At 49.9% G+C, this 17,047-nt stretch carries 12 protein-coding genes and 1 tRNA gene; 10 read left to right on the top strand and 3 right to left on the bottom strand.

The genetic code is table 11. The features are described from left to right. The first annotated feature begins 10 nt into the window (after positions 1-10). The 10 genes from ACFSW8_RS07370 (at position 11) to ACFSW8_RS07325 (ending at position 10,648) form a co-directional block, all read left to right on the top strand. Positions 11-994 (top strand): M28 family peptidase, encoded by a 984-nt coding sequence (locus ACFSW8_RS07370; RefSeq protein WP_377090875.1) that lies wholly within the window; start codon positions 11-13, stop codon positions 992-994. 159 nt (positions 995-1,153) lie between these two features. Beyond that, a tRNA-Phe gene (locus ACFSW8_RS07365) sits at positions 1,154-1,229 on the top strand. A gap of 110 nt (positions 1,230-1,339) precedes the next feature. Further along, positions 1,340-1,927 carry a CDP-diacylglycerol--glycerol-3-phosphate 3-phosphatidyltransferase gene (gene pgsA / locus ACFSW8_RS07360; RefSeq protein ID WP_377090879.1) on the top strand — a complete coding sequence of 196 codons (588 nt, stop codon included), beginning with the start codon at positions 1,340-1,342 and terminating at the stop codon, positions 1,925-1,927. A 12-nt stretch (positions 1,928-1,939) separates the two neighbouring features. After that, positions 1,940-3,082, top strand: a complete 1,143-nt coding sequence (nagA, locus tag ACFSW8_RS07355; protein ID WP_377090880.1) for an N-acetylglucosamine-6-phosphate deacetylase — start codon at positions 1,940-1,942, stop codon at positions 3,080-3,082. Positions 3,083-3,226: 144 nt separating this feature from the next. After that, entirely contained in the window at positions 3,227-3,736 is a 510-nt protein-coding gene (locus ACFSW8_RS07350) for a hypothetical protein (RefSeq protein ID WP_377090882.1), read from the top strand. Between the two features lie 136 nt (positions 3,737-3,872). Then, the gene (locus ACFSW8_RS07345; protein WP_377090883.1) at positions 3,873-4,265 is read left to right on the top strand and encodes a hypothetical protein; all 393 of its coding nucleotides are present in this window, start codon (positions 3,873-3,875) and stop codon (positions 4,263-4,265) included. Positions 4,266-4,453: 188 nt separating this feature from the next. Further along, positions 4,454-5,764, top strand: coding sequence for a TolC family protein (locus ACFSW8_RS07340; protein ID WP_377177836.1), 1,311 nt, complete (start codon positions 4,454-4,456; stop codon positions 5,762-5,764). A gap of 19 nt (positions 5,765-5,783) precedes the next feature. Next, positions 5,784-6,911 carry an efflux RND transporter periplasmic adaptor subunit gene (locus ACFSW8_RS07335; protein WP_377090885.1) on the top strand — a complete coding sequence of 376 codons (1,128 nt, stop codon included), beginning with the start codon at positions 5,784-5,786 and terminating at the stop codon, positions 6,909-6,911. Then, a complete protein-coding gene (locus ACFSW8_RS07330) occupies positions 6,905-10,030 on the top strand; it encodes an efflux RND transporter permease subunit (RefSeq protein WP_377090886.1) in 3,126 nt (1,041 codons plus the stop codon). The genes ACFSW8_RS07335 and ACFSW8_RS07330 overlap by 7 nt, the downstream gene beginning before the upstream one ends. Before the next feature lie 27 nt (positions 10,031-10,057). Continuing rightward, complete coding sequence (locus ACFSW8_RS07325; protein ID WP_377090887.1) at positions 10,058-10,648, top strand: hypothetical protein; 591 nt, start codon at positions 10,058-10,060, stop codon at positions 10,646-10,648. A 110-nt stretch (positions 10,649-10,758) separates the two neighbouring features. Here ACFSW8_RS07325 and ACFSW8_RS07320 read toward each other — a convergent pair whose 3' ends face one another. From ACFSW8_RS07320 to ACFSW8_RS07310, 3 genes are all read right to left on the bottom strand, one after another. Beyond that, positions 10,759-11,499: a 3-keto-disaccharide hydrolase gene (locus ACFSW8_RS07320; RefSeq protein ID WP_377090888.1), complete on the bottom strand. Its 741-nt coding sequence runs from the start codon at positions 11,497-11,499 to the stop codon at positions 10,759-10,761. Positions 11,500-11,602: 103 nt separating this feature from the next. Then, the gene (locus ACFSW8_RS07315) at positions 11,603-12,859 is read right to left on the bottom strand and encodes an SHD1 domain-containing protein (protein WP_377177834.1); all 1,257 of its coding nucleotides are present in this window, start codon (positions 12,857-12,859) and stop codon (positions 11,603-11,605) included. 111 nt (positions 12,860-12,970) lie between these two features. Further along, positions 12,971-17,047 (bottom strand): PVC-type heme-binding CxxCH protein, encoded by a 4,077-nt coding sequence (locus tag ACFSW8_RS07310; protein ID WP_377090891.1) that lies wholly within the window; start codon positions 17,045-17,047, stop codon positions 12,971-12,973.

The raw sequence follows: 17,047 nt of genomic DNA, 5'->3' as shown, positions 1-17,047 counted from the left end.
CCTCCATCACATGAAATTCATAGCGCGCCACCTCCTTCTTTGTTCCTTCGTCGCGCTTGCCGCCGGCTGTAAGGATGCCTCCCCATCCATCTCCGCTCCCCCATCGGAACCCAAACCCAGCCTTGGTTCACCTCAGGTCGCCGACTCCCTCGCTCAAAAAGCATACCGGCACACGGAGAAAATCCTGAGCTTCGGCCACCGCCAACCCGCATCTCCCGGCCTGCGTAAGAGTAAACAATACGTCTCCCAACAACTCAAGAAACACGGCTGGACCACCGTCGAACAAAGCTTCACGGCACAAACACCCAAAGGCCCCCTCCAATACTCAAACCTGATAGCCCGCTATTCCCCGTCAGCCGGACACAATCCATGGGCACGTTCGTGCACTGGTGTCCTTGCCGCACACATCGATAGCAAAATTCTGCCCAACTTCCTCGGTGCTGATGACGCCGCCTCTGCCGTCGGCACCCTCATTGCCCTAGCCGAGCACCTCGATAAACATCACCCACAAGTCGCCAAAGAAATAGAACTCGTCTTCTTCGATGGCGAGGAAGCCGTTGGCCCAGGCATCAGCTTCCAAAAAGATGGCCTCTTCGGCAGCATCTATTACTCCAGAGCCGTCCAATCCAGCGCCGCCCAGCAAGTCGCCCCCTATAAAAAACTCCCACGCTTCGGTATCGTCCTTGATATGATAGGTCACCAAGACCTCGATATCAAAATTCCTTCCGATACCCCCAAGTCACTCCTCAGAGATTATAAAGCAGCTCGCACCAAACTCGGCTTCGAAAAACACTTCGGATTCAGTAGCGGCGTCATCCTCGATGACCATTACCCCATGAATGTCATCGCAAATATCCCCACAATCGACCTCATCGGCGACTTTAATAAAAATTCCTGGTGGCATACATCCAATGACACCCTCGATATCATCTCAAAAGAAAGCCTCAGCATGAGTATCCAGATGACTCTCGAAATTCTCTCCAACCAACTCTAAAACAAGGATACGCACCAAAACACCCACTACCCACGCATTCTTCCGACAAAAAAAAGAACACATTTCCTCCACTTTTATGTTGTCAAAACCCAGCTTCCACCTTACACAACGCGCACCGCAAGGCGGCCAACGGCCACCGAGCGCTAACAAAAACAAAACGGCCTATTAGCTCAGTTGGTAGAGCAACGGATTGAAAATCCGTGTGTCCTTGGTTCGAATCCGAGATAGGCCACCATCTAACCCTGCATTACGCAGGGTTTTTTGTTTTCTAGCCATAGCTTCTCGCTCCCGATTCAATCGCGCCTTGCCCGAACCCGCACATTATGCACAGTGGCTCTAGCTACCGTGAATATTCCAAATTCCATCACCGTCCTCCGCCTCGTGCTCACCGCCGTATTCATTATCGCGGCTTCTATTGACGCACACTGGGCCGCCGTCACCGCTCTCGTCACCTTCTCAGTCGCCGCCATCTCTGACTGGCTAGACGGCTACCTCGCCCGCAAACTTAACCTCGTCACCGCACTGGGTAAATTGCTCGACCCACTCGCAGATAAAATACTCGTCTCCGCCGGCTTTATCTTCCTCTCAGTAAACCCGCACGTCTATTGTCCAGTCTGGGTCACCTGCCTCATCATCGGCCGCGAATTCATGGTCACCGGCCTGCGCCAAATCGCTGTCGAACAAGGAAAAGTCATCGCCGCCGATAAACTCGGAAAATGGAAAACCACCTTCCAGCTCACTTTTGTCATTGGCAGCCTCACCCATATCAGCTTCCTTCCTCTCGATTCCCAGAACCCAGCTGTAGCTCTCTTTCAGTGGCTCTCAAATCCAGACCACTACATCATCCCCGCCACCATGTGGATTGCCGCAGCTCTCACCCTCATCTCCGGGTTTAACTACATCTATAAAAACCGCGAACTCCTCCAACATTAATTCTCAACGACTATGACAACACTGATTACAAATGCACATATCGTCTCCCCTGATGTGGAAATCGAAAATGGCGCCATCGCTATCACAGATGGCATCATTTCCGGTGTTTACAATCTAGGTGATGCCCTCCCAGAGGCTGATACAACCTTCGACGCCCAAGGCCAATACGCCTTCCCTGGCTTCATCGATATCCATGCACACGGTGCCGATGGCAAAGACGTCTGTGATAACGACCTCGATGCCATCCGCCACATCGCTAAAACAAAATTGCGCGAAGGAGTCACCACTTGGCTCCCTACAACCCTCACACAACCACAAGCCAAGCTTCTTGAGATCGCTGAAAAATGCGCTCAGTACAATGCAAACCAAGAGTTTGCTAAGACTCCTGGCCTCCACGTCGAAGGCCCATTCATCAATGTCTCCAAAGCGGGTGCCCAAAATCCTGAGTTCGTGCGCGAGCCAAACCTCGAGGAATTAAAAGAAATCCACGACATCGCTCCAGCACTTGTCTTCTCCATCGCACCTTGCCAATCAAATGCTTGCGAAGTCATCGCAGGAGCTAAGGCCCTCGGCATCTCATCCTCAGCGGCACATACCGAAGCTACATACGCCCAAGTCCTCGCCGCTAAAGATGCAGGTCTCACCCACCTCACCCACTACGGCAATGCCATGACCGGCCTCCACCACCGTGAAATCGGCATGGTTGGCTCAGGACTCATCGATGATGACCTCAAAATCGAAATGATCTGCGATGGTATCCACCTCGCCCCCGATTTCGTCAAACTCATCTTCAAAGTCAAACCAATCGATCAAATCATCATGATCACTGACTCCATGGCTGGATCTTGGATCAATAATGGTGAATGCACACTCGGTGGACTCGACGTAGTCGTCGAAAATAAAGTGGCCCGCCTCAAGGAAGGTGGCGCTCTCGCCGGCTCCGCTCTCGTCTTCAATGAAGGCGTCGCACTCGTCTCAGAGCTCACCGGACTCCCACTCCACCAAATCGTCAAAGCCACCTCTTGGAACCAAGCTCAATCACTCGGCCTCGATAATCACGGCAAAATCGAAGCCGGCTTCACCGGTGACATCGCCATCCTCGATAAAGAGTTCAATTCTACCGCTACCTTCGTAGACGGTGAACAACGCTTCTAAGCAAACTCTCCCGCTTTCCACATCCCGTCGGTCCTCGCGACCTTCGGGATGTTTTGTTTTATGCAATAAATTTGCAAAAACTCTCACATTAGACTCGCCCCCCTCACTCGAACTTTCATAATCTACATAGTAATTCAACCGATTATGAAACACCGCACGCTACTCATCGCTTCTGCTCTCGCTTGGCCGTTCATCCCATCCTGTGAACAACAAAAACAGGAAACAGTAGTACACTCAAATGACAGCAGCTGCCTACACTGCAGTAAATGTAGCACCAAGGAAGAAAAGATCGTAGAGGGACCTAACCACGGACAACTAATCAAGGACCTCTCGCCACATGCTGAACTCGTAGCTCTCGAAAATGGCAAACTCAAAGTCTACTTGTACGATGAACTAATGCAGCCAATCGAACCAAAAGACCAAACCCTCTCCATCACAACCGGAGAAGCCATCAGCCCGGTCGAGCTCACCTTTGTCACCAGCGATAACACCTTCCTCTCCGAGCAAGCCCTTCCAGAAGGTGATAAATTTCCTACCACCCTCACAATCAAAAATACCCAGTCCTCAGAGACATCCAGCGCCGAGTTCACCCTCTCACGTGAGACATGCAATGAAGCCTGTGATGACGCTACTTGCGAAGATCACACATACTGAGCCTTCCGACAAACGCCTCTCCTCCCCCCCATTTGAAAGCAACTTCCCCCCCTCATTCTAAGTCTACCTGCGCGCGGCCTCCAAAAAATTTCTCCCTTGATCTGACCTCCAAGCTCTACTAGTGGTCAGTATCTCTATGCGTTCAATGTTCGCCATTCTCAGCCTCATCTTCTTGGTCTCGTACCAAGCAGCTGATGCATGCTGCGAACACGACCACCACTCGGATCACGTCCACCTAGAAAAGGCTCACGACGGTGACACAGACCAGATAATCCAACACTCTGGCCACCACCATCACCACGGACCATGTGACTGCCTCTGCCATACCCCTCAGCCAGAAAAGAAATCTACCACTCCCAAACCACGCATTGAAATAGAGCCACAAGCACTCGTCATTACCCAACAATGCAATAGCTTTAGCAGAAAACTCCTGCCCCCTAGCAACGCTCCCCCCATTTCCCAAAACCTCTCCCTCCCCCCACCCAGTGCAGCGAAACTTTGTTCGCAACACTGCCGCTTCCTTCTTTGATCTCCTCACTTGACGAGGAGATTGTTGTCCCATTTTCTGTTAGTGGACACATCTCTGTCGCCCCTTAGGCTCTAACACTTAGTTTCTGAGCCTCCACATCCTTTTTTTTACCACGCTCATGCGTGCCTCAACCTAACAGGTATATCACCGACAAAGATCACCGCCGTACCGGCAACTTACCATTTTTTATGAAAGCCATTTCAATCGGACTCACCACATTGGGAGTCATCATGACCTCTGCTTGTAATTCCACTAGCAGCCTCAACATAGTCACCGCCACAGCTGAAGAACCCAACCTAGCTCTCGGTAACTCAAAGCACATCAACCAAAGCTCCCAACTTAAGGTCTCAGCCATTGCCAAAAGAGTCAGCAATAACAACCCACAACTCAGAGCTGCACGCCTCAGAATCCAAGAAGCACAGGGACAAGTCGTCCAATCCGGCAGACTCTCAAACCCAGAAATCGAACTCGACCTTCGTAAAAATGTTAGAAGCTCAGAAGGTGGACTAGAAGTGACATTTGCTCAGCGCTTCCCCATCACCAATCGACTCAGAGTCGAGAAAAAGATCTCAAACCAACAACTCAGTATCGCTAAAGAAGAAATCAAAGTCGCCCAAAAAGCCCTCACTGCCCAAGCCCAAGAGCTAGCCATCGAAATCCTGCACAACCGCCAACGTGCCACATACCTCAAAAAACAAAGTGCCCTGCTCGATGAATTTGCCGACTTCATAGACTCCGCCGCAGCCCGTGGTGAACTCTCTAGCCTCGACGCAAACCAAGCAAAGGTCGAGTCCGCAACCTTAAAGTCACACCTCGCTCGTATTCAAACCCGCGACGCCATCCTCCTCAATAAACTCAAAGCCTATATCGGCCTCCACCCCGATAAACCACTCGTACTCTCCGGCAGATTACCGAATGCCACCATCCCCACAACTAACCTCACCCTCAACAACCGACCAGAGTACCGCGCTAAGCTGCTAGAAATCGAACAAGCAAAGCAAAATATCGCCCTCCAGAAAGCCAAGCGATTCGAAGATGTCGAAGGCCGACTCTTTACCAGCGTCGACCGCGAAGAAGACGCCCCAGAAGGTATCGAAACTGAGGGAACGATCGGTGCAGGTGTCAGTATCCCCCTCCAGTTCTATAATAAAAACGAAGGAAATATCCAATCCGCACGCGCTCAAGCAGCTAGAGTCACTTCCGAAAAAGTCGCCCTTGCGCTCGAAATCCAACAACAAGTCGCTACCGAACGCGCAGAAATGCAGTCGTGGATTGCTCAGTCAAAGAAACTTACCCAGAGCCTCATTCCTCTAGCTGATACAAATGCTCAACAACTAGAAAATGCATACCGCAATGGCCAAACCCCATTCACCTCCGTCCTAAAAGCGCGAAGTCAACAACTCGAGCTCCAATCACAAAATCTCGACAACCTCGAGGCATTCCATAAAGCGCGCGTCCGCTACCTCGCTGCTATCGGCCGCGAACAATCAGCACTCTAACACTAGCCATTGAACTACTATGAATAGAATTTTCAAAACCACACTCCTGCTAGTGAGTTTCATTTCTCCCCTCTTCGCCAAGCAGTCTATTGATGCCTCAAAAACGATTATCCTAACCGAACAGGGAGTTCAAAACCTTGGCATTACCACAGAGAAGGTTAAAAAAGCCAGCTTCGAAGACAGCGTCTTTGCCATCGGACATATCCAACCAATCCCTAGCAAGCACGCAGTCATCAGTACGCGCTTTGCTGGCCGAGTTGTCCAAACTCCGCCCATCGTCGGAGACTTTGTCCAAAAAGGTGACGTCCTCCTCAAAGTGGAAAGCCGCCAGCCAGGGTCCCCACCTCCCGTCATTGATGTGAAAGCCCCAGAAACTGGCATCATCTCACAAAGTCACGTCACCCTCGGCCAACCCGTCGATCCCTCTCAAGAACTCATGGATATCGTCGACCTGCGCCAAGTATGGGCCGTCGCTAGTGTCCCTGAAAGCCAAGCCTCAAAACTCAAACTCGGCACCACAGCCCATATCAAAGTCATCTCACTCGGAAATACCACTTTCGATGGACAACTCATCCGCATGGGCTCTGAAGCGAATCACGAGTCGGGTACTCTAGAGGCCATCTTCTTGCTCGATAACCCAGACTTAAAACTGCGCCCTAACATGCGCACCGAGTTCTCCATTGTCCTCAACCAGAGAAAAGACGTCATCTCCGTCCCCCGCAAAGCTCTCCAAGGTGATGCAGCTACCCCCTACGTCTTCGTCAAACACTACGACCTCCCCAACGCGTTCGATAAATCACCAGTCGTGGTGGGCGAGAGAAATGACCGCTTCGTAGAAATTAAATCAGGGATCAGCCGCTTCGATGAAGTCGTCACCAATGGTGCCTACTTCCTCGGCTTCGCCCAAGGTGGTGGCATATCGCTCAAAGAAGCCCTCGATGCCGCCCACGGCCATGAACATAACGAGGATGGATCCGAAATGACTCCAGCTCAAAAAGCTGCTAGAGAGGCCCAAAAGAATGCTGCATCCCCAACACAAGCTATCACTTGGCGCTCCCCCCTCGTGATCTTCCTCATCGCTTCCAACTGCATCACTCTCGCACTACTCACCGTTATCACTCTTAAAAAATCAAGTAAGCCATGCTAAATCAACTCATCCGATTTGCCTTGGGCCATCGCGTGATCGTTCTCGCTCTTGCTTTCTTGGTCCTAGCCCTCGGCTTCCAAAAGACGGTATCCCTCCCCGTTGAAGTCCTTCCTGACCTCACAAAACCGACTGTCACCATCCTCACAGAAGCCGATGGCCGTGCCCCAGAAGAGGTGGAACAACGCATCAGCATGCCGATCGAACGCTCACTCATCGGCGTCACCGGAGTCACTCGAGTCCGCTCTACTTCGGATATCTCACTCTCACTCGTTTTCGTTGAATTCGATTGGGACACCGATATCTATAAAGCACGCCAGTTTGTGCAAGAACGCCTACAATCTGTCGAATTGCCCGAAGGCGTCGTACCATACATGACCCCCGTCGCCTCCCTCATGGGTGAAATCATGCTGGTCGGTATCTCCTCAGAGAACGGCTCTGTTAACCCCAGTGACTTGCGTACTTACGCTGACTGGACAGTGCGAAGAAAACTCCAGAGCCTGCCTGGTATCGCAGAAGTTCTCTCCATGGGAGGAGGCATCCAGCAAATACAAATCCTTCCTGACCCTAACAAGCTACTCTCACACGGTGTCACCTTCGAGGAACTACACGAAGCATCCACACAAGCAGCCTCAACCTCCACTGGCGGATTCATCTCCTCGCAAGCCCAGGAAATCATGATCCGAAACCTCGCCATGACCACCGACCTCAATGAACTCGGGAAAACAGTCATCAAGATGTTAGATGACCGACCTGTAACCATTGCTGATGTCGCAGAAGTACGTTGGGGCATCGAACCCATGCGAGGAGACGCTGCAGTCAATGGCAAAAAAGGTGTCATCATGTCAGTCACAAAATCCCCCGGCTATGACACGATCAAACTCACTGAGCAGGTCGAAGAGGCTCTAAAAGAACTCCAACAACAAGCCCCTGAAGGCGTCCAACTTGAACCACTCTTCAGGCAAAAGAGTTTTATAGATATGGCCATCGACAACCTCTTAGAGGCTATCAGAGATGGCGCGATAATGATCATCATTATTCTCTTCATCTTCCTCTTTAACTTCAGAACCACCTTCATCACTCTCACCGCGATTCCGCTCTCCTTCGCGATGACTGCCATCATCTTCTCCACTGCCGGTCTGAGCGTCAACTCCATGACCCTTGGCGGCATAGCAGTCGCTATCGGCATCGTTGTAGATGACGCTATCGTCGATGTAGAAAATGTCTTTAGACGCTTAAGAGAAAATGCCTCGCTAGCCACCCCCCTGCCACGATTAGAAGTCATCGCAAAGGCCTCCGGTGAAGTCAGAAATTCCATACTATATGCCACCCTCTTCATCATCCTTGTCTTCATCCCATTGCTTTCACTGAGCGGTGTAGAAGGTCGTTTATTTACCCCCATCGCGCTTGCCACCATGGTAAGCATGGGCGCCTCTTTCATCGTTTCCCTCACTGTCATTCCAGTGCTTTGTTCCCTCTTCTTGCGACCTAAGCCTGGATCTACCCACACCGACGGATTCATCGTGCGTGGAATGAAATGGCTCTTTGAACGCAGCTTCCTAGTCCTCTCGCTGAGAGCCCCTGCTCTGGTTCTTGCGATAGCGCTCATGCTGCTCACCGCGGCATCACTTCTCTACCCTAAACTCGGTAAAGAATTCCTCCCCTCCTTTAAGGAAGAAACCATCGTCGTCGCCATGACCGCGAGCCCAGGAACCTCACTCGAACAAACAAGCCAAATCGCTTCTGTTGTCGACAAGCTGTTGTTAGGGATGCCCGATGTCAAATCCGTAGGCCACCGCGTCGGGAGAGCCGAACGTGGTGACCATGTCGTCCCCGTCTCAACGGTAGAATTCGATATCGAACTCAAAGAAAATGACACGCCACGTGAGAAAATTATCGAAGAAATTCGCTCACGCGTTAGTGGAGAAAATCTGCCAGGTACCTTCAGCGCAATTTCTGGCCCACTCAAAGATCGAATCGGTCACATGCTCAGCGGGGTATCCGCTAAAGTCGCGGTCAAGATCTTCGGACCAGACCTTGAGACACTGCGCAATATAGGCACTGACATCCAATCAATTTGTCAGGATATCCCAGGACTAGAAACAGCAAGAATCGAACAACAAGCCCCAATTCCACAACTAAGAATTGAAGTCGATCGTGATCGAGCACTCGCCTACAATTTCCGCCCAGCCCAGGTGAACCAACAACTCTCCACCCTCCTCGGTGGCGCAACCACCGCTGAACTTTTTGAAGGTGAACGTACCATCGATATGGTCATGCGCCTTCCAGCAGAATGGCGTGAGTCACCTCAAAAACTCAGAGAGTTAATGCTAACCAATGCAAACGGCCAAAGGGTACCACTCCATGCCATTGCTGAAGTTCGTAATGCAAAGGGACCTAACGTGATCATGCGTGAAAACACTCAGCGTCGATTCGTTGTCTCTATTAACCCCACCGGAAGAGATCTCAAAACCATGATCACCACATTACAAGAACGCATCAACCAATCAGTCCTCTCCACTCCTGCCTACAGTGGTTACAGTGTGAGTATCGAGGGTGAGTATCAGGCCCAGCAAGACGCCTCCCGTAGGATTTTTGTAGCCTCTGCGATCGTCTTATTAGTCATCGCTTTGCTCCTCTATACCTACTTTGGAAATATGACATTTGCCCTCCAGGTTATCTGCGACATCCCTCTCGCTTTGATCGGTGGGCTAGTCTTCACATGGATGACTATCAACAATATCAGCATCGCTACCCTAGTAGGCTTTATTGCCGTTGCCGGAATTGCCGCCAGAAATAGCATCATGCTCATTTCACACTACCTCCACCTCATGAAACATGAAGGGGAAGACTTCACTCCTGAAATGATCGTGCGGGGCACAAAAGAACGTCTAGTTCCCGTTCTCATGACCGCCCTGTCTGCTGGACTCGCACTCATTCCTCTCGTCCTCGCCGGCGACCAACCAGGTAAAGAAATCCTCCACCCCGTGGCTATCGTCATTACAGGAGGTCTGGTCTCAAGTACGATTCTCGGCCTAGCCGTCACCCCTTCCGTCTTCTTCCTCTTTGGGAGAAAAGCAGCCCAAAAAGCAATTAAACAAAATGCCCCAGCTGTGGGTTAAAGTTCTAACAAAAAACACTAACTAATCATGAAATACACCATAACAACACTAGCAGCACTCGGCTTCGTAGCCCTCAGTTCATGCGGAGATAAACCCAAAGAACACAACGAGCAAAACAAGCACACTAACAACGAAGAAACAAATCAAGAACACTCACACGGTGAACACGACCCACATGATGGGCACGATCATAGTTCCTGCTCACATGATCATTCTGGCCATGATCACGGCGACCATGCCGGACACTCACATGTCAAAGCAGGCCCAAACCGTGGCCGCATGATTCAAGAGATTCAACCACAAGCTGAATTCCTTGTACTTGAGGACGGTCGCGTTCAAATCAGCTTCTTCGACCAAGAAATGAAAAATGTCTCCCCCTCCGACCAAGTGGTCAGCGTCGTTAGCGGTGAGCGTATCAGCCCCGTTGAGATGAGCTTCTCACGCGAAGGCGATGTGCTCGTCTCAAAACAATCCCTCCCAAAAGGTAATAACTTCCCAACCGTCGTCGCAATCAAGCCCAATGCCAACGCCGAAGAGGTCACCAGCAAATTCACTCTCAATCTCAGTGATTGCTCCAGCTGTGATAATAAAGAATATGCATGTGAATGCCATCACTAGAGCCATCCATTAAAACAAAAATGCCGTGCAGCAAAAAAAACTGCACGGCATTTTGTCATTCTAACTTAGTGAACTTCCTGAGCGCTCAGAGAATGACTCTCTACAACCGCCTACTTCTTCTTTTTCAAATCTGCCCACTTCACAGATCCAGGAGTCGGAGCAAGATCCTTGATCTCGATGTCTTTGAACTGCACTAAAAATTTTCCACCTGAATGAGCCTGCAATGCAATCAGCCCATCAGCAGCAATGTTAGCGTCTTTTTCTGTGTAATCTAATGCTGCCACGCCATTAATCCACGATTTGATAGATTTGCCGTCGGCGACAATTTTGTACTCATTCCAATCCCAATCCTTTACTGCTGGACGCAGTGCCTTGGCATCAACAGGGGTACCAACCATGCGATTACGACGGTGCTCATCCCACATGTAACCCCAGTACCCTAATCCCCCATTCGTGTTCTTGCCTTCAATCGGAGGGCCTGCATCTACTTGGTAGCCTGCGATGTTAGACCCATGACGAATGCTGCGAATCTGAATCCCTGAGTTCTTTAAACCACCACCATCTCCATTGATGAAACGCACCTTGAAGGTCATCACGAAATTCTCGCGATTCTGATCCAAAATAATCCAAACATTGCGTGGCACTCGATTCTCTAAATCCCCACCAGTAATAGCACCATCCTTCACCGACCAATACTTTGCCTGACCATCAGGGGTAACCCATCCAGCTAGAGACTTTCCATCAAAAACCGAAACAAAACCCTCTTTACTCTGGTCCTTCTTTTCTTGAGCCATCGCCCCAGTCAATGTCACTGAAGCCATGAGACCTGCACTCGCAATGCTCTTAATCATTGTTCTCATAACATCAGACTTAGCCACGATTTCTGACCTTCAGCAAATCGAAAACAACCATCCCACCCACAAGAATATACAGGAAATCCACACCTCTCATACACTAAAACTTCTGAGCATCCTCGCTCAACTTCAGTAAAACCTCCCTCCACGGGCTACCCTCGTATTTCTCTGATTCACGTACACAAGCCGCTGAAACCTTCGGGTCTGCCTTCCACTGAGACGCTGCTACCTTGCCAAAAGTCTTCTCCGCAAAGTCGCGAATTGAATACAAACCTTTAACAAAAAGCACATTTTGTTCATCAGACTCTAACGCCCCATAAACCTTGGTCACACTGGGGTGGTCAAAATCATATCGCTGCGCAAAATCAGCCCACATAAAGGCACGCATCGCATTCCCACTCTCTAACTCAGTAATCCATTGACCTAACATATAATTGTAATGTTTATGCGCCTCAGAATAATCACTCTCGTTCTTCGCCAAAAATACCCCATTGAGATGCGTGATCGCATCCTCACATAACTCGCCATTAGCCCACACATGCCGGCCCGGGAAATAGCGTAAAACTGACCCTTTGTGGGTGAATTCTTTAAAACTATGAGCCATGTCCGTCCGGTTAAAACAATTTGTCCCACATAAACCGTAAACCACTTGCTTCTTTGAACCTACAGCATTGGCTGCCCCACACGCAATCACTCCAGTAATCTTCGAATGCTTCGCACTCGTCATACAAGCCATGCGGCTCCCACCAGAAAACCCACTCGTATACATCCGCTTTTCATCAATAGGCAAGGTATCTAACACATGCTCCATCATGGCATCCACCGCATCCTGACTCCCATTGAACCCATTCTTAGATTGCTTAGAAACTGCAATGATCCAACGATTGCGCTCAGCTCCAGCTTTGTAACGCCCCACATTACCAGCGCCTCCACCACCCGGACTCATGACAAATAAGACAGGGTGCTTCTCTCCCGCCCTCAAACTCGTTGGAAGATATAGAAAATAGCTATACTGCCCCCCCGTCTGAATTTCTCCCGTGGTCTTACCTAACGGAAATGGCAAATCATCCGCTGCTTTCCCTTCCTTAGGCTTCAGGGCCTCCAAGGCCTTCTCTTCCACCCTAAAATGTTTGTTGAGAAATTCCTGATCCGCACTTTTTAGCTTACTCAATGGCACGGTGATCGTTTTGCCATTTTCACGCTCGAAAAGTACCTTCCCACTCTTCAATGACACAGCCTTCGCACTCACCGTATGTCCACTCTTCGAATGCCATTCTCTCAACTCCGTGGCTTCGTCCGCAAACGCAGTGACCAATAAAGAAACACAACAACTTAGATAAAAACAGATACGTTTCACATGAGGCAAGGTGCATAATCACATCAGACATAGCAAGAGCCGTTTTCGTACAAAAAATGCCCATCCGACACTTGGCCAGATGGGCATAAATACTCCATTAAAGATACAGCTCTACTTCCACTGTTGCATGAAAGTCGCAATGTCAGCGACATCTTGTGCACTCAATCCCAGCTGTTCGGCAGATAACATCAATGAACGCTTCATGTATTTCTCAGACTTCACTTGCTTCTTCGGAACCATCTGTACCACCCCACCCGTAGAGGTCACAATCAGAGGATCTCCAGAGACCACAAGTCCATGAAGCACCTTGCCGTCCTTCAGGATAACTTCCTTACCGTGGAATCCATGTGCAATGTCAGCGGAAGGCTCTATAATGCTCTTCACAATTGCTTCTCGTGATTGAGTTGTCCCCCACCCCTTCAGAATCGGTCCATACTCTGGTCCCACGCCATTGATATCGTGACACATTACGCAACGCTGAATGGCAGCCTCTCCACGCTTGGCATCCCCCTTAAGTTTGAGCACCTCAGCCACACTCGGCAATGCACTCTTCTTAGGTGGCTCAGGAACAGTAATGGCGTTCACAACAATCTTATCTGGATCATAGATGCCACGCTTCTTCAGTTCATCCTTGATCCCCATGCTAGCCCATGCGCCAGTTCCACGCTTCAACAGCCAATACACAGCCTTGGACTGGACCAAGCTCTTCTTGTTAGCAACTTCTAGCAAGGCAGTCGCTGCTGTTTTATCCTGAATGAAAGAGAGCGACTCAACCGCTAATTCTCTCTGCTCCTGGCTAAGTGCATTGCTCATTGCCCTCGCTTTGAGATCATCTACCGCTGCCACCGGCCATAAACGCCACGTCAACTTTGCAAATTGATCACTCCACCCTTCCAGATTCCCTGACGCCATTGACTTCTTCAAGCCTAACCAAATAGCTTCTTCTTTGTTTTCAGAACCTAAACCAATCGCTTCCAAGTAATTCTTATCTTTTCCATCAAAACCACGCGCTACAGTCAGCAGAATCGGCAATGCCTCCTCTGCCCCATAGTTGCGCATTGATAAAGCAACATCCCTGCGTACTGCCGCACTAGAGTCATCAGCTAACTTCTTCGCGTATGCCAAAATGTCCTTCTGCGTGCGTCTCAACGCCCGATAGGCTACCAGTCTAACTTCAGCATTATTGTGACCTAACAAGGCCTCACACTGCTTCACGCCTTCATCACCCAAATGAGGCAACAACCAAATCGCTCTGGATGCCACATACTTGTTTGGGTGCTTGAGAAGCTCTAATACCGCACCAAGTGACTTTTCTTTATTGTCCCTCAGAGCAGAGAAGCCCAAGTAGCGTACATTCACAGCTGGGGAGCTCAAAGCGCTTATCTGCCCCTCAGTCGTGGCGAGATCAAAGCTTGGAACCTTCGACTTGAAACCTTTCGGCGCGATACGGTAGATCGCTCCAGAACAGGTGTCATCCATTGTTCCGTGGCCTCCCACTCGTCCATCGTACCAGTCCGTGACGTAGAGTGCCCCATCGGGTCCCACTGTAACGTCAGAGGGTCGGAACAACACTCCCTTGTATTCAATCTGCTCATTGCTGGAGACCCTCTTTGTCTGGTCACCCCCTATGAATTCCTTTTGCAAGTTCGTGGTGACAAAGTCAAATCGCTCCATGTCAAAACTCGCTCCATTCACCTTAGGCTGATAACCAAATACCGTGTTGCGAGCCGCTTCACAGGCCAAATACGTTCCTTCCCACTTTTTGCCCAATGCTCCATTCTCATAGAACACATTTCCTGTTGGTGAGCCATGCCCGTATACATCACCGGCATCGAATGTCCCAGGGTCATCTTGACGCCAATGTGCACGCTGCACTGGCTGCCCTGGACGTTGCTCCGAACGCCACGTCCGTTGACCATCACGTGAGAAGAACCCAGCACATCCATACTCTAACACGTAGGAATTACGGCAGCTTCCCCAGTCGTCATTGTCATTCTGGAAAATGTCTCCCAACGAATTGACGGATTGCTCATAAGAATTACGGTTACCATGCCCCACAATCTCAACATCCGTACCATCTGGATTCATGCGAACCGTGAAACCTGAAGTCCATAAAAATCCATCATCTGACTTCTTCCCTCCCAACTTGTTATTATCAGCATACCACTTACCACCTCCCCCACGGTAGACTCCATTCATGTTGAAGGTCTTGCCAGAGTTATCGGTGAAAATAGCTCCACAGTTACCATTGTTAAAGTACCATTTGCCATCAGGACCAGCCGTCAATGAATGTAGAGAATGATCGTGCTGACGTGCATTAAAACCTGTCAACAGCACCTCTTTCTTATCAACACTCGGATCGAACTTCATGTCGCGGTTCACATCAGTGTACACCAATAAATTTGGAGGCTGAGATACCACCACCTTGTTGTCAAAAACTGCAACTCCAAGTGGCGATTCGAGCTCCTTATCTTGAACAAAGGTGCTCGTTTTGTCTGCCCGACCGTCACCATTGGTATCTTCTAACACTACGATGCGATCACCCTCTGGTCTCCTTCCTGCCTTTCTCCGGTAGTTGACTCCTTCCGCGACCCAGATACGCCCCTTGTGGTCAATATCCATATTCGTCGGGTTATATAACATCGGGGATTGAGCCCAAACTGTGACTTCTAACTCCTCGTCTTTTGGTGTGGCAAAATGCTCCAGTGCGACCTTCTCAGGTGCTTTCATAGGAGCCCACGGAGCGGCATCATCAATGATCGCAAATCTCGCTGAAGCCGGAGTGGGCTTACCATCACGTACCGCACCACCATCATCCAGACCCGCTATAGCAATAAACTTCACAGCCCCCTCAGGAACCTTCAGCTGAATCGCCGCATCCGCATGAGAACCAAAACCACTCTCAAATTTCTTCCCACTTAGCTGAATCGGCTGCCCACCCACATTCTTATCAAACTGAAGCTCGCCCCAACCTTGCTCAGACTTGAGGATGAACTTCTTGTCTACAGCGATTGACTTCCCATCCGCATTCACAAAACGAAGTGCCACCCAGCTCACCCAGTCGTTCGAGTTGCCATCCACTGCATCCGCTTGCAATGTGATCGTCTCCTTGCCTTTGACATCAGCTGAAATTTCTACGTGACGCACTTTGTCACTAGATTTAATCACCGGCGTGCTCGCCAAAAACTTAGCGGACTTTGATTGTGAGCTACTGGCTACCTTCTTCTTCGCTTTCTTCAGCTTAGGCAACTTCATTGGCTTCTGCTGATAGAGAGCCGCAGTCGGTAGATCAATTGGCTTGCGTAAGCCCTCACTCAGCTTCTCTTTGCTGATCGGATCAGATGGCACACCACCCTTTGGTACCTCACCACGCGCTGTCCAAACGATAGCATTGAGTACCATCTTACGAAAATCATCAATCGCCCAATTGCGGTGGTAGTGTCCCCCCGTAAAACCAATCCCACGCCCGCCTTCACCTATCGGCGTGTCTTTGTACCACATCAACTTCTGTGGCTTTCCAAACCCCTTTTCGCCATTCTCATTCCACATGTTGATGTAGCGAATCATCCGGTCCGGAGATGGAACTCCCGTCACAGCACCACCACAACAACTGCAATCCTTGCCATCAGCAAAAATCATGTTGTAGTAAAATTCATCAAATGCAGGAAACTTGTCAGGTAAACCATAAGATACAGGATGCTTCTTGTTAGGCGTCAAATCCGCAATCCAATGCGGATTCACAGACTCCTTGTCATCCATGTAACCACCTATCCAAGGGAGATAAAATTTCTCACCCACCTGCTTCTTTGGATGCACCCCATAGTGCATGAACATGATGCCCATCCCTCCTTTGACATACTTATCTAAAACCTTATACCCCTCACCAAATCGACCACCAGCATCCGCATACACAATACACGCGTCGACCCCCTTGAAAATAGATTCATCCTTCGGAAATCCTGGATGATATACTTTAGCCTCAATATCTAGCCCACTCTTGTTTAAAGCCTCTGCCAGCAAATTACAGCCAGCCTGAAATTCATGCTCACCATTAGCATGACTCTTTTTGCCCGCTAGAAATAGGATCTTCTTTGTCTCAGCCTGCGCCATTGAGCTGCCTACTGCCACGGTCACGGCCAGTGCGACACTTGATCGACGTACAAGTTTTTGGATGCGATTTTTCTTCAT

The organism is Rubritalea tangerina, from assembly GCF_042683245.1.
GTDB lineage: Bacteria > Verrucomicrobiota > Verrucomicrobiia > Verrucomicrobiales > Akkermansiaceae > Rubritalea > Rubritalea tangerina.
Note: the sequence above shows the minus strand (reverse complement) of the source record. Positions and strands in the feature narration are given on the sequence as shown.

What these genes read in the sequence shown, in the direction of transcription:
- ACFSW8_RS07370 (WP_377090875.1), top strand. Translation starts at nt 11, where the DNA reads ATGAAATTCATAGCGCGCCACCTCCTTCTTTGTTCCTTCGTCGCGCTT.
- nagA (WP_377090880.1), top strand. Translation starts at nt 1,940, where the DNA reads ATGACAACACTGATTACAAATGCACATATCGTCTCCCCTGATGTGGAA.
- ACFSW8_RS07350 (WP_377090882.1), top strand. Translation starts at nt 3,227, where the DNA reads ATGAAACACCGCACGCTACTCATCGCTTCTGCTCTCGCTTGGCCGTTC.
- ACFSW8_RS07345 (WP_377090883.1), top strand. Translation starts at nt 3,873, where the DNA reads ATGCGTTCAATGTTCGCCATTCTCAGCCTCATCTTCTTGGTCTCGTAC.
- ACFSW8_RS07340 (WP_377177836.1), top strand. Translation starts at nt 4,454, where the DNA reads ATGAAAGCCATTTCAATCGGACTCACCACATTGGGAGTCATCATGACC.
- ACFSW8_RS07335 (WP_377090885.1), top strand. Translation starts at nt 5,784, where the DNA reads ATGAATAGAATTTTCAAAACCACACTCCTGCTAGTGAGTTTCATTTCT.
- ACFSW8_RS07330 (WP_377090886.1), top strand. Translation starts at nt 6,905, where the DNA reads ATGCTAAATCAACTCATCCGATTTGCCTTGGGCCATCGCGTGATCGTT.
- ACFSW8_RS07325 (WP_377090887.1), top strand. Translation starts at nt 10,058, where the DNA reads ATGAAATACACCATAACAACACTAGCAGCACTCGGCTTCGTAGCCCTC.
- ACFSW8_RS07320 (WP_377090888.1), bottom strand. Translation starts at nt 11,499, where the DNA reads ATGATTAAGAGCATTGCGAGTGCAGGTCTCATGGCTTCAGTGACATTG.
- ACFSW8_RS07310 (WP_377090891.1), bottom strand. Translation starts at nt 17,047, where the DNA reads ATGAAGAAAAATCGCATCCAAAAACTTGTACGTCGATCAAGTGTCGCA.